At 68.4% G+C, this 12838-nt stretch carries 14 protein-coding genes; 7 read left to right on the top strand and 7 right to left on the bottom strand.

The genetic code is table 11. The features are described 5' to 3' along the window. The first annotated feature begins 48 nt into the window (after window positions 1-48). From ACSG06_RS15285 to coaBC, 3 genes are read left to right on the top strand one after another with little or no spacing between them, the layout of a single operon-like run. Entirely contained in the window at window positions 49-1434 is a 1386-nt protein-coding gene (locus tag ACSG06_RS15285; RefSeq protein ID WP_440991138.1) for a hypothetical protein, read from the top strand. Window positions 1435-1475: 41 nt separating this feature from the next. Beyond that, window positions 1476-2216 (top strand): FAD-dependent oxidoreductase, encoded by a 741-nt coding sequence (locus ACSG06_RS15280; protein ID WP_440991137.1) that lies wholly within the window; start codon window positions 1476-1478, stop codon window positions 2214-2216. A 37-nt stretch (window positions 2217-2253) separates the two neighbouring features. Beyond that, window positions 2254-3474: a bifunctional phosphopantothenoylcysteine decarboxylase/phosphopantothenate--cysteine ligase CoaBC gene (gene coaBC / locus ACSG06_RS15275; protein WP_440991136.1), complete on the top strand. Its 1221-nt coding sequence runs from the start codon at window positions 2254-2256 to the stop codon at window positions 3472-3474. Here coaBC and mnhG read toward each other — a convergent pair. The 7 genes from mnhG to mbhE are packed head-to-tail and all read right to left on the bottom strand — an operon-like array spanning window position 3471 to window position 9852. After that, window positions 3471-3842: a monovalent cation/H(+) antiporter subunit G gene (mnhG, locus tag ACSG06_RS15270; protein ID WP_440991135.1), complete on the bottom strand. Its 372-nt coding sequence runs from the start codon at window positions 3840-3842 to the stop codon at window positions 3471-3473. The genes coaBC and mnhG overlap by 4 nt on opposite strands. Further along, window positions 3839-4135: an MrpF/PhaF family protein gene (locus tag ACSG06_RS15265; protein WP_440991134.1), complete on the bottom strand. Its 297-nt coding sequence runs from the start codon at window positions 4133-4135 to the stop codon at window positions 3839-3841. Before ACSG06_RS15265 ends, mnhG begins: the two co-directional genes overlap by 4 nt. Beyond that, window positions 4128-4769 (bottom strand): Na+/H+ antiporter subunit E, encoded by a 642-nt coding sequence (locus ACSG06_RS15260; protein WP_440991133.1) that lies wholly within the window; start codon window positions 4767-4769, stop codon window positions 4128-4130. Before ACSG06_RS15260 ends, ACSG06_RS15265 begins: the two co-directional genes overlap by 8 nt. After that, window positions 4769-6415 (bottom strand): complex I subunit 5 family protein, encoded by a 1647-nt coding sequence (locus ACSG06_RS15255; protein ID WP_440991132.1) that lies wholly within the window; start codon window positions 6413-6415, stop codon window positions 4769-4771. Before ACSG06_RS15255 ends, ACSG06_RS15260 begins: the two co-directional genes overlap by 1 nt. Next, complete coding sequence (locus ACSG06_RS15250) at window positions 6405-6755, bottom strand: sodium:proton antiporter (RefSeq protein ID WP_256400131.1); 351 nt, start codon at window positions 6753-6755, stop codon at window positions 6405-6407. The genes ACSG06_RS15255 and ACSG06_RS15250 overlap by 11 nt, the downstream gene beginning before the upstream one ends. Then, window positions 6752-7273, bottom strand: coding sequence for an MnhB domain-containing protein (locus ACSG06_RS15245; protein WP_440991131.1), 522 nt, complete (start codon window positions 7271-7273; stop codon window positions 6752-6754). The genes ACSG06_RS15250 and ACSG06_RS15245 overlap by 4 nt, the downstream gene beginning before the upstream one ends. Continuing rightward, the gene (mbhE, locus tag ACSG06_RS15240) at window positions 7270-9852 is read right to left on the bottom strand and encodes a hydrogen gas-evolving membrane-bound hydrogenase subunit E (protein WP_440991130.1); all 2583 of its coding nucleotides are present in this window, start codon (window positions 9850-9852) and stop codon (window positions 7270-7272) included. The genes ACSG06_RS15245 and mbhE overlap by 4 nt, the downstream gene beginning before the upstream one ends. 280 nt (window positions 9853-10132) lie before the next feature. Here mbhE and ACSG06_RS15235 point away from each other — a divergent pair, with 280 nt between their 5' ends. The 4 genes from ACSG06_RS15235 (at window position 10133) to ACSG06_RS15220 (ending at window position 12785) form a co-directional block, all read left to right on the top strand. Further along, the gene (locus ACSG06_RS15235) at window positions 10133-10720 is read left to right on the top strand and encodes a DUF7344 domain-containing protein (RefSeq protein ID WP_440991129.1); all 588 of its coding nucleotides are present in this window, start codon (window positions 10133-10135) and stop codon (window positions 10718-10720) included. A gap of 487 nt (window positions 10721-11207) precedes the next feature. Beyond that, on the top strand, window positions 11208-11705 hold the full coding sequence (locus tag ACSG06_RS15230; RefSeq protein WP_440991128.1) for a type IV pilin domain-containing protein: 498 nt from the start codon (window positions 11208-11210) through the stop codon (window positions 11703-11705). 61 nt (window positions 11706-11766) lie between these two features. Next, window positions 11767-12204 (top strand): type IV pilin domain-containing protein, encoded by a 438-nt coding sequence (locus ACSG06_RS15225; RefSeq protein WP_440991127.1) that lies wholly within the window; start codon window positions 11767-11769, stop codon window positions 12202-12204. 119 nt (window positions 12205-12323) lie between these two features. After that, the gene (locus tag ACSG06_RS15220) at window positions 12324-12785 is read left to right on the top strand and encodes a type IV pilin domain-containing protein (protein WP_440991126.1); all 462 of its coding nucleotides are present in this window, start codon (window positions 12324-12326) and stop codon (window positions 12783-12785) included. Window positions 12786-12838 lie beyond the last annotated feature (53 nt).

The following is a 12838-nucleotide window of genomic DNA, read 5'->3' as shown; positions in this document are numbered from 1 at the left end:
ACTTAAAATTGCTATCAACAGATGCTGAACAAACGTCGGGTGACGGCCATGCTACTGGTCGTTGTCGCATGCACGCTCCCGTTCGCCCCGCTGGCGAGCGCGGGCGGTTCGGGTGAACGGAGCGACGGGACGGCCGTGGCCTTCGACATCACCGTCGAGGGCGGCTCCGTCGAACCCGGTGGGACCGTCACGCTCGCGTTCACCGCCACCAACCAGGGTGACGAGACCGCGAGCAACGTCCAGGTCGAGGCGCAGGTGCCCCGGAGCTGGTCCATCGCGGGCCACAGCGACGACGGTGGGCAGTTCGCCGGCCGCGGCGTCGGCTGGGCGTGGGGATCACTCGACGCCGGGCAGTCGGTGTCGCCGACAGTCACCCTGTCCGTCCCCGAGAATGCGTCGACCGGCGAGGTCACCATCCAGGCGTTCGTCGGCGACGCCGACCGGAACACCGCGACGAACGACACCACCGTCACGGTCGCCAGCAGTGGCGGTGGCGGGGACGAGGGTGACGGTGAAGACGGCGGCGATGGCGGCGATGGCGGCGACGACGGAGAAGACGGCGGGGGCGGAGACGAGGGTGACGACGGCGAAGAAGGCGACGACGGCAGCGATGGCGGCGATGAGGGTGACGACGGCGAAGAAGGCGACGACGGCGGCGACGGCGGCGATGGCGGGGATGGTGGTGACGACGGTGGAGAGATCGGTGGCGGCGACGGCGGCGATGGCGGCGACGATGGCGACGGTGGCGACAGCGGCGATGGCAGCGATGAGGGTGACGCCGGCGGAGAGATCGGTGGCGGCGGTGGGGATGATGGCGATGGTGACGATGGGAGCAGCGATGGCGACGACGGGAACACCGGTGGCGACGATGGGGGCGAGAACGGGGACGACGGGGGAGAGTCCGGTAGCGGAGACAGCGGTGAGGACAGTCCGAACGACGACAGCCCGAACACCGGAAACGAATCCACTGCTGGCGGCTCCAACGACGGGGGTGCCGGGAACGAGACGAGCGGTGGCAGGGGCGACGCTGTCACCGGAAACGAGACGAGCACTGGCGGGGGAGGGGGCGCAGCAGGTAACGAATCGGTCGGTGACAGCTCGGACGGCCCCGAAAGCGGTGGTGGCCAGACGTCCGGCGACGAGGGCCAGCAAGCCGGTGACGGACAGCAAGCCGGTGACGAACAGCAGGCCAACGACGGGCCAGCCAGCGACCCCGCTTCCGGTGCCAACGAGGGGGCGAACGACGAGTCCGTCAGCGACACGGGCAACCCGGTCCTCGATGGGTCCGGCGGTGGCGCGGATGGGAGCATCATGGGGGCCGTCGGCGCGATGAGCACACCCGTCGAGGAGCCGACGATGCTCACGTGGGACTGGGCGTTCTGGCCGGTCGCCGGCTTCGCGGTCGTGTCGCTTCTCCGGCAGCGCGTCCGGTAACTCTCGACCGGTTTATCTTCCCAGGGGTCCGACCCGCAGGTATGGACGCAGACGTCTGTATCGTCGGCGGCGGCGTCGCCGGGCTTGCCGCAGGCATCTTCACCGCACGTGCGGAGCTGGAGACCGTCGTCGTCGACGACGAGGAGTCGATACTGCGGCGGAATGCGCATCTGGAGAACTATCCGGGCTTCCCGTTCGGGGTCGATGCACGCCGGCTGCTCGAGCGGACCCGCGAGCAGGCCAGCGTCGCTGGCTGTTCGTTCCGGGACGGGCTGGTGACAGACGTCGAACAGAGCGAAGCAGGGTTCGTCGTCACCGTCGACGACGACACGCAGTTCACGACGGGGCGGGTCGTCGCCGCCTCGTGGGCCGACGCGTCGTACCTCGAGGGGCTCGGCGTCGAGACCGAGACGCGCGGGAGCAAGACGTTCGTGCTGGTGGACCGCGACGGCCGGACGAACGTCGACGGCATCTACGCGGCGGGCCGGCTCGCCGACCAGTATCATCAGGCCATCGTCTGTGCGGGCCACGGCGCCACCGTCGGCCGGACCATCGTCCACGACTCCGACGTGAACTTCTACCACGACTGGGTGACGCCGGCGGGCTACTTCACCGGCAGGGGGCGAGAGGTACCGCCGGGCTGCGAGGAGATCGACGACGCCGACCGACTGGAGCGGGACGAACGCGCCCGGGAGGCGCTGCGGCCGTACACCGAGCTGCTGGACGACGAGCCGACGATGCATCCGAGCGTGACGACGGCCGACGAGGACGGGGAGAGCTGACGGAACACACATGAGCCGGGACCACGAAGCCGGGGCTATGCTGGACGGAGTGAACGTCGCCCTCGGCGTCACGGGGTCGATCGCCGCGGTGAAGACGGTCGAGCTGGCCCACGAGCTACGCCGACGCGGGGCGACCGTCCGGGCGGTGATGACACACAGCGCGGAGGGCATCATCCACCCCTGGGCGGTCGAGTTCGCCACGGAGCACGACGTCGTCACCGAGATCACGGGGAAGGTCGAGCACGTCGAGCTCTGCGGCCGCGAGGGCTGGGCCGACGTGCTCCTGCTCGCGCCGGCGACGGCGAACACGGTCGGGAAGATAGCGTCGGCGGTGGACGACACGCCGGTCACGACGTGTGCGACGACCGCGCTCGGGGCCGACGTGCCCGTCGTCGTCGCGCCGGCGATGCACGAGCCGATGTACGACCACCCGGGCGTGCTCGACGCGATGGACACCCTGCGTTCGTGGGGCGTCACCTTCGTCGACCCGCGCGTCGAGGAGGGGAAGGCGAAGATCGCCACGGAGGACGCCATCGCCCTCGGCGTCGCACGCGCGACTGGAGCGGCGCCGCTCGCGGACCGACACGTCGTCGTCACCAGCGGCGCGACCGTCGAGGCCATCGACCCGGTTCGCGTCCTGACGAACCGCTCCTCGGGGCGGATGGGCCGGGCCGTCGCCCGCGCCTGCTACGTCCTCGGTGCGGACGTGACCCTCATCCACGGCGCGGTGGGTCCCCACGCCCTGACAGCGGGCGAGGCTGTGGAAGCGGTTCCCTACGCCGACCTCGTGAGCGTCGAGAGCGCGGCGGAGATGACGGCGGCGGCGCTGTCGGCAGTCGAGGGGGGTGATGGAGCGGACGCAGACGGCGCGGCGGCCGACGCGCTCGTCTCCGTCGCCGCCATCGGCGACTACACCGTCGACCCCGCCGAGGAGAAGATCCGCTCCGGTCAGGACGAGCTCTCGCTCACGCTCTCGCCGACGACGAAACTGCTCGACACGGTGCGCGCCGAGCACCCCGACCTCCGCATGGTCGGGTTCAAGACCGAGACCAGCGGCGACGACGCCGCGATGGTCGACGCGGCGCGGGAGACTGCCTCTCGGGCTGGTCTGGCGTTCGTCGTCGCCAACGACGCGAGCGTCATGGGCTCGGAATCGAGTCGCGCGTTGCTCGTCCACGAGGAAGGATACTCCGAGTTCAGCGGTGAGAAGACCGCGCTGGGGCTGGAGGTCGCCAGTGCGCTTGCCGCGACGCTCTAGTCGTCGCTCTCCTCGGGTTCGTTGCGTTCGATGCCCGCGCCGTGGGCGGGCCACTCGACCTCCTCCTGGAAGTCGACGCCCATCTTCCGGGCGGACCGGGAGATGAGGTGGCCGCCGGTCGGGGCGGTGAGGAACAGGAAGACGATGGCGACGAGGGTCTCGAGGGCGACGCCCTGCCCCCCGAAGTAGACGAAGCCGGCGAGGAACATCGACGCCGCGCCCAGCGTGGTCGCCTTGCTGGTCGCGTGCAGGCGGTTGTAGACGTTCGGGAAGCGGATGAGCCCGATGGTCCCGACGAGCAGGAAGAAGCTCCCGACGAGCACGAACCCGGCGACTGCGGCGTACTGGATGGTCTCTAGGAGCGTCATTCGATGATGTCACCTTCCGTGACGTAGCGTGAGACGGCGATGGTGCTGACGAACCCGATGATGGCGAGCACGAGGGCCACGTCGACGAACAGGCCGCGGCCGCGGATCATCGCCCAGAGCACGGCGATGGCGACGACGTTGGTCCCGATGGTGTCGAGCGCGACGACACGGTCGGGCGTCGTCGGCCCCCGGACGACCCGGTAGGCACACAGCAGCGTCACCGCGCTGGCCACGAACAGCCCGAGGTTCAGGCTCGCGATCAACCACCAGGGGGCGTTGGCGAGGTCAAGCATCGTCCTCACCTCCCTCGGTGTCCGGCACCGGCGAGCCGGGAGAGAGCGGCTCGTCGAAGATGACGAGCGCGTAGTCCTCCCAGCGCCGGATCGGTTCGACGACCGACTCCTCGTCGGTCGCGGCGAGCGCGTGGACGAACAGCGAGTTGCGTTCTTCGTCGTAGTCCATGGTGAGCGTGCCCGGTGTGAGCGTGATGGAGTTCGCGATGGTGGTGATGGCGACCGCCGACTCCACGCGCAGCGGCACCTCGACGACGCTCGGTTCGATGGGCATCGACGGCGAGAGCACGCGCCAGGCCACGTCGACGTTCGCCGTCACCAGCTCCCAGAGGAACAGGCCGATGTAGATGGCGGCCGCCGGGAGCACCGACAGCGAGCGTCGCAGGCCGTACGTCGGCGCGTAGATGCCGCGGATGCCGTACGCGATGGGGAGCCCGACAGCGAGCCCGATGATGAACTCGCCGACTGCGAGGCCGGGCTCGTCGATGAAGTGGACGCCCCGGACGAACAGCCAGAGCACCGCCAGTGCGACGCCGATGGCGGGCCACTTCCGGGCGCGCTCGCCGCCATTCTCTTCGATGTCGTACGTCTTCGTGTCGGTCTGCTCCGTCTCGGCTGTCTGTTCTCCGGACATCAGTGACCACCTCCGTCGTCGCTGACGAGGCTGTCCTCCAGCCCCACCGCCTCGATGTAGTCGGCCGTGTCGAGCGCCGCGTTCGCCGCGTCGATGGCCGCGTCGACGACCGGGTCGAACGCGACGCCGACGCCGAGCGCGACGACCGCGAGGACGAGCACCGTCGCGACCAGCCCGTACTGCGGCGTCGCCTGCTCGACGAGTTCGCTACGCTCGCCCCAGAAGCCACGGTTCCACGCGCGGGTGACGTAGGCGATGGTGAGGATGGCCCCGAACAGCGCGAGCCCGATGCCGAGGTTCGAGCCGGCGTTGACCGCGGCGTCGAAGACGAGGAACTTCCCGAAGAAGCCCAGCAGCGGCGGGACGCCGACGAGACTGAGCGCGGCGACGAAGAAGCCCGTCGACAGCAGGGGCATGCGGCCGGCGATACCGCCGAGGTCGTCGAACTCGATGGAGCCGACGGACTGGTGGACCGCACCGCTGGCGAGGAACAGCGCCGCCTTCGCCAGCGCGTGGTTCAGCGAGTACACCAGCGCGGCGGCCAGCCCGAGCACCGCGACGGTGCCGTAGGGCTCGGGTGCCTGCCAGCCGGCGACGACACCGCCGGCCGCGAACGCCAGCCCGATGACGATGAAGCCGACCTGCCCGATGCTCGAGTAGGCGAGCAGGTCGTCGATGTTGTCCCGGTTGACCGCTGCGACGCCGCCGAGGACGATGCTCGCCGCGCCCATGATGAACAGCACCGGCCCGAAGAACGCGAGCGTGGACTCGCCGGCGAGGCCGGGCAGCGAGAGGTCCATCGGCGCGGCGTTCGCGAACACCGTGAAGTAGAGCCGGATGATGGCGTAGATGCCGACCTTCTTGACGACGCCCGCGAGCATCGCCGAGACCGGGGCAGGTGCGGCGCGGTACGCCGACGGCACCCACCACTGGAACGGCACGATGCCGGCCTTCAGCGCGAACACGACGAACAGCACCGCCGAGAGGCCGAGCACCGGCGCGAGCGTGATGCCGAAGCTCGCGGGGTCGGCCAGCCGGCGGGCCATGTCGGCCATGTTGAGCGTGCCGGTCGTCGAGTAGAGCCCACCGATGGCCAGCAGCATGAGCGCGCTCCCGACGAGGTTGAGCACCACGTACTGGAGCGCCGCCTTCGTGTGCCGCGCCCCGGAGTAGAACACGACGAGCACGTAGCTCGACATGAGCATCACCTCGAACCAGACGAACAGGTTGAAGATGTCTCCGGTGAGGAACGAACCGGTCACGCCGACTATCATGAAGTGATAGAGCGGATGGTAGGAGACCCGCTGGCCCGTCTCACCGATGTAGCGCATGGAGAACGCCAGCGCCAGCAGGCTCACCACGGCGGTCAGCGCGAGCATGAACGCCGAGAGGTCGTCGGCGACGAGCGTGATGCCGAAGGGTGCTGCCCAGTCCGAGACCTGGTAGGTGAGCACGCCCTCGACGCCGTGCGAGCCCGAACCGGAGCGCACCGCCTGGACCAGCAGCGCGACCGCGCCGACGTAGGCGAGGCCGCCGACCCCGCTGACCACCTTCTGGACGCGGGCGTACTGGTGGACGACCAGCGTCAGGATGGCCGTCGAGAGCGCGACCAGCAGCGGCGCGATGACGACCTGTTCAGTTGCCATCGGTCTCACCTCCGAGCTCGAGCAGGTCGATGGTGCCGTGCTCCTCGTACACCCGGTAGGTGAGCACGAGGGCGAACGCCGTCGTCCCGAAGCCGATGACGATGGCGGTCAGGACGAGCGCCTGCACGAGCGGGTCCGTCACGGCGCCGGCACCCTCGCCGTGGCCGTCGAGGACGGGGACCGCCCCGTCGAGCAGTCCCATCGTGACGAGGTAGACGTTCGCGGCCTGCGAGATGATGGAGACGCCCCAGACGACCCGGACCACGTCGCGGCGCAGGACGAGGAACGTCCCGAGCGCGAACAGCAGGCCGAGCACGAGGGCGAGGACGAACTCGGTCATTCGCCCCCCACCACCGCGAGTATCGCGAGCAGGCCACCGACGACGACGAAGTAGACGCCGATGTCGAACAGGAACGCCGTCGCCCAGTGGAACTTGAACAGCGTCCCGAAGATGAAGTCGGCCCCCGGGATCCAGGCGACGTACTCCGTCGACGGCTCGACAACCTCGTCCGTGTGGGTCAGGAACGGCTTCCCGAACGCCATCGCGCCGAGCCCGGTGCCGGCGGCGACCGCGAGGCCGATCCCGAACAGCGTGCGGTAGCGGTCGACGACCGCCGGCCCGGCGACGCTGCCGTCCGGGTCGTACTCGTCCCCGAAGATGGTCTCCTGGACGAACTGCATCCCGAAGACGATGTACACGAGCGCGAACGCCGCTGCCGTGAGCACGCCCGCGATGAACCCCCCGCCGGGGAGGTTGTGGCCCTGGAACAGCAGCGAGATGGCGACCACGAGCACGAGCGGCAGCGTGATGCGGGCGACGGTGCGTGCGATGACCGTCGTGTCGTCGCCGTAGCTCATTGGGTCTCACCTCGTTCCCGGAGGGCGATGAGGGTGACGATAGAGAGCGCGGCCATGGAGACGACCGCGATCTCGCCCATCGTGTCGAACGCCCGGAAGTCGACGAGGATGACGTTCACGATGTTGTTCCCGCCCGCTTCGGGATAGGAGGCCTCGGCGAGCCCACGCGCGATGACCGACTCCTCGTCCGGGCCGGTCGCGGTCGTGACGAGCACGGTCGTCGTGACCACCGCGCCGACGGCGAGCGAGAGCACGCCGTCCCTGGCCATCCGTCCCCGGTCCCAGCCGCCGTAGAACGCCGGGAGCTTGTCGAGCACGAGCAGGAAGATGACGAGCACGAGCGTCTCGACGACGAGCTGGGTCAGCGCGAGGTCCGGTGCGTCGCGCAGGATGTAGAAGATGGCCACCATGAACCCGAGGATGGAGAGGGTGAGCACACCGGCCACGTGCGAGGGCGCGCGCGAGACGGCGATGCCCGCGACGGCCGCCAGCGCGAGCACGAACACGACGGGCGGCTGGGTGGCCAGTTCCGCCGGCGTGAGTCCGAGTCCGAGGATCGCCCAGACGAAGATGCCGAGTGCGAGCACGGAGAGGACGCCCGCGACGGTGGTCGCGACGCGCAGCGACACGTCGCCGAACACGGTCACCGCCGCGACGAGCACGACGGCGGTCAGCGCGAGCGGCAGGTACGTGTCGGGCTCGCTCGGGACCGGGACGCCGACGCTCGTCGCGACGTAGCCCGAGAGCGTGAGGACGACGAACGACGCCGCGACCCACGTCGCGTAGGTCCGCAGCAGCCCGTTCTGGACCCGGTTCCGGACCGCCGTGCTGGTCGGGTTCAGCTCCTCGGTCGCGGTGTCGTACCACCAGTTCGCCCGGGCCGGCCCGCGCAGCAGCGACCGGATGCCGTCGTGGAGCCGCGCGTACTGTGGGTACAGGACAGCACCGATGGCGATGGTGAGCGCGCTCATGATGGCCCACGGCGTCACCGTCGTCGGCAGGTAGTAGTGGAACGCCGTCTCCTCGGCACCGGCGGGTTCGACCGCGTGCACGACGCTCCCGACGAACTCCTCGAGCGGCCCGAGCGGCACGTCGAACGTTCCCGTGATGCCACCGATACCGACGAGGGCGGCGAGCGTCGCGAGCAGCGCGGGCGGTGCGAGCATCGCGACCGGCGGCGAGTGGACGTGGCCGAGCTCGTCGGGCTTCTCGCCGAAGAAGAGCATCAGGAATCGGATGGAGTAGAGGAACGTGAACACGCTCCCGAAGACCGCGACGGCCGGTATCAGGTAGTAGATCCCGCCGGAGGCCGCGCCCGTCTCCCACGCAGCGTGGAAGAGGAACTCCTTGGAGTAGAAGCCGTTGAACGGCGGCACGCCAGCCATCCCGAGCGAGGCGATGGCCGCGATGCCCGCCGTGATGGGCAGGTCCTCCCGCAGGCCGCCCAGTTCGGCGATCTTGCGTGTCCCTGCCTCGTGCGCGATGATTCCTGCCACGAGGAACAGCGTCGCCTTGAACAGCGCGTGGTTCAGGATGTGGAACGCGCCGGTCTCCGCGCCGAGGTGGCCCGCGAAGCCGAAGCCCGCGACGATGAGCCCCAGATGGGAGGCCGTCGAGTACGCGAGCAGCTCCTTGATGTCGGTCGCGGCGACCGCGAGGATGGCCGTCACGGTCATCGTCAGCAGGCCGAGGGTTGCAAAGCCGAGCGTCCAGAGTTCGAGGCTGCCCGGATGTGCCTCCGCCGGCAGGAACAGCGGGCGGAGACGGCCGACGAGGTAGACGCCGGCCTTGACCATCGTCGCGGAGTGGAGGAACGCCGAGACCGGCGTCGGCGCCTCCATCGCGTTCGGCAGCCAGATGTGCAGGGGGACCTGTGCGGACTTCGCGGCCGCACCGATGCCGAGCAGCGCGAGGACGACGACGAGCAGGCCCTCGGATTCGAGCGCCGCCCGCATCGCCCCGGCGTTCTCCAGCATCGACCCCTCGCCGGCGAGCGCCCACGTCGCCGTGCCGAGCGCGTCCGCGCTCACGGCGTGGAGCAGGACGAAGCCGACGAGCATGAACAGCCCCCCGGCGACCGTGATGAGCATCGACTTCCGGGCGGCGTACTGGGAGTCCGACTCCGTGGTGTAGTGCCCGATGAGCAGGAACGAGGTGAGGCTGGTCAGCTCCCAGAAGAGGAACAGCGTGATGAGGTCGGCGGCCAGCGCGACGCCGAGCATCGAACCCATGAACGCGAGCAGGGTGGCGTAGTACTTCGGCTGGCCCGGCTCGCCGTGCATGTAGCCGCCCGAATAGGTGAGGATACAGACGCCCACACCGCTGGCGAGCGTGGCGATGAGCAGCGCGAGCCCGTCGACGTAGAACCGCAGCTCGATCCCGAGCGTCGGTATCCACTCGACCGACCGCGCCCCCTCGGTGCCGTACAGCAGCCCGACGAGGCCCAGACAGGCGAGGGCGACCAGCGCCGCGAAGTACGCCGTGCGCTCCCCGAGGAGGCGATAGACGAGGGGCACCGCCGCAGCCCCGAGGAACGGCAGTCCCACGAGGGCGAGGAGGACCCAGAGGTCCGGTGACATTGCTAGTCGAGTAGAACGAAATGCGGGCCTTAAGAGTTCTCAAATGGGTCAGACGGGCAGGGACGGGTCGCTCCGGTCACCTCTCATGTGCGTCACGTGTGTAGGCAGCCGAAACCGACCGTTAGGGAGTCGGAAACCAGCACCCGGCGCGACCGTGAGCCCACTCGCGCCGGGGCAGTACGAAACGTTATGTACGCTCCGGTTACACGGTATGGTAGGATGTACGGCGGAGGCGACGACCGACGAACGCTCCGAGGTTCGGAACGAGATCCGCACAACAATGCCTGACGATTCCGCCACCAGCGAGGACTCCACAGCCCTGCCCGACGGGGGGCTGTCGAAGGGCGAGATCTTCGACGTCCTCCGCAACCAGCGCCGTCGCTTCGTCCTTCAGTACCTCAAGCGCAAGGGCGAGCCGGTCGAGCTCGGCGACCTCGCCACACAGGTCGCGTCGTGGGAGTACCGCACCCCCTGCGACGAGGTGAGCTCCGAGCAGCGGAAGCGGGTGTACACGACGCTCCAGCAGACACATCTCCCGCGGATGGCGGAGGCACACATCGTCGACTACGACTCCGAGTCGGGGCTCATCCAGCCGACGCCGCGCACGCAGGACCTCTCCATCTACCTCGAGATCGTGCCCGGGAGCGAGCTCCCCTGGCGCGAGTACTACCTCTCGCTCGGCGCGGTCAGCACGGCGCTCTGTGCGGCGGTCTGGGGCGGCGTCTACCCGTTCACGCTCCTCCCGGACGTGGCGTGGGCGACCCTCATCGCCCTGACGCTGACGCTCTCGGCGGCGGTCCACATCCACTACGAGCGCAACATGCGCCTCGGCGATCTGGAGGTCCCGCCGGAGCTGGACTTCGAGTAACGACTCGTTTCTCACGCATCCCCCGGTCCGAGCGACTGCGAACGACCCGACAGGGAGCGCCACGGCCGGGCGACAGTGGTAATTGCTGACACACATCGAGGGTCGCCTTGTCGCGGGGCGCGCGCGAGCAGACCGCGACGACGGCCGGACGGACGGTATTAAAATTGTTGGCCAACCTCATCAGGAACAGACAGGTATATATTCAGAGAGTAATCGGCCCCTATTTCTCGGGGTGCGAGGCGGTTTCGACGTACGGTAGCGGGGTGAACAATCCTACAAGGGCGGCTTGAAGCGAGTATTTCGTCTCTTGAAGCGTGATACGAGCCGTGAGAAATCCTCGATTATCCGTTACGAACCCCTACATTTATTATGGGTGTCTCGGCTTGGTACTGACAACACCGAGCGCGGGACCGACTCCCCCTTCCGGGGCACACGCTCCCGGATTCCCCTGCGACCGTAGTGGGATACGGTCGCTACTCGAGCCCGCGTGGAGGTGTGGGATACATACAAGCAAACCATGATGGATCTGAAAGCACTCTTCACGGAAGACGACGCGGTGTCGCCGGTTATCGGCGTCATCCTGATGGTCGCGATCACAGTGATTCTCGCGGCCGTCATCGGCGCATTCGTACTGAACATCGGCGGCAGCCAGGAGACCGCCCCGCAGAACCAGTTCGACTTCGAGTACAGTGCAACCCCGTCCGGGACTGACGGCGGTCTCGTCGCGGTCACGCACGGTGGCGGTGGATCGCTCGACGCGACGCAGCTGTCGCTCGCTGGCGACTTCGCTACCTCTGGCACCCCTGCACCGTGTCAGGTTAATCAGGCCAGTGGACTGTCTGCTGGCGATAAGATCGTGAACGCCAGTAACGGTTCCGCCTGCACGCACGGTGCGTCCACCGGCTCCGGTGCTGTCCTCGAGATCACCTGGACCTCCAGCTCCGGAGACAACAGCCAGATCGTCGCCGAGTCGACCGTCCCGTAATCTCGGGATTCGACCGACTGACGACTCGATTTTTTCGTACACAGACACCGACCAGACACACATGCAACTACGACACCTATTCAGCAACGACGACGCCGTCTCGCCTGTCATCGGCGTCATCCTGATGGTCGCGATAACCGTCATCCTCGCGGCCACCATCGGGGCATTCGTTCTGGGTATCGGTACCCAGAGCGAGACCGCACCACAGAACCAGTTCACGTGGGACTTCACCGCCAGCGGCGACCGCGTCGTCGTCGAGCACGGCGGCGGGGCACAGCTCAACGGCAACCAGCTCGGACTCGTCGGCGCGTGGTCCTCGGGCGGGGACTGCCAGATAGTGCCGAAATCAGGCCTGACCGCGGGCGACCTCATCGTCAACAACACGAACGGGTCGGACCAGTGCAGTCACACGGGCGCGAACGGCGACCGGCTGCGCATCTCGTGGACCTCGACGAACGGCGAGCAGTCCCAGATAATCAGCCAGAAGGTCGTCCCGTAACGGTCTCCGACCACGGCACTCGGGGGTTCCATTTTCACCATACAGCGACGCCATCGCCGCCAGCACGCCACGACAGTTGGCCACTCGGCTTATCACGCCGCACCGACAACTTCTCTCCGATGAACTTCCGGGGGATGCTGACGGACGAGGACGCGCTGTCGCCTGTCATCGGCGTGGTCCTCATCGTCGCGCTGACCGTCGTGCTGTCCGCGTCGGTCGCCGTGTTCGTGCTGGGTATCGGGTCGCAGGTGACCGAGACGTCGCCGAACGCTGTCCTCGAGTACGAGTTCGCCGTCGACGGTGCCGGGAACGAGACGCTGACGCTCACGCAGGCGGGTGGGAACCCCGTCGACGCGCAGTACGTCACCGTCTACGTCGACGGCGAGGTCGCCTGGGCGGGCGGGTCGACAGGGTCGAACTACGTGCTCAACGGGACCGACGAGTGGGCCGACGGGCTCGAGGGTGGGGACAGCCTCCCGCTGGAGACGAACCACACGAACGTCGATGCCGGGGACACCATCCGCGTCGTCTGGCAGAAGGGCGAGCAGTCCGCCATCCTCGCCGAGCGGCAGGTGGGCTGAGCACCCGCCACACGGGACACCGCCGCAGTCGACGGTTACAATCGCCAGCTTTT

This window comes from Haloarchaeobius baliensis (genome assembly GCF_052060055.1).
GTDB lineage: Archaea > Halobacteriota > Halobacteria > Halobacteriales > Natrialbaceae > Haloarchaeobius > Haloarchaeobius baliensis.
This window is presented reverse-complemented; position numbering and strand designations above follow the sequence as displayed.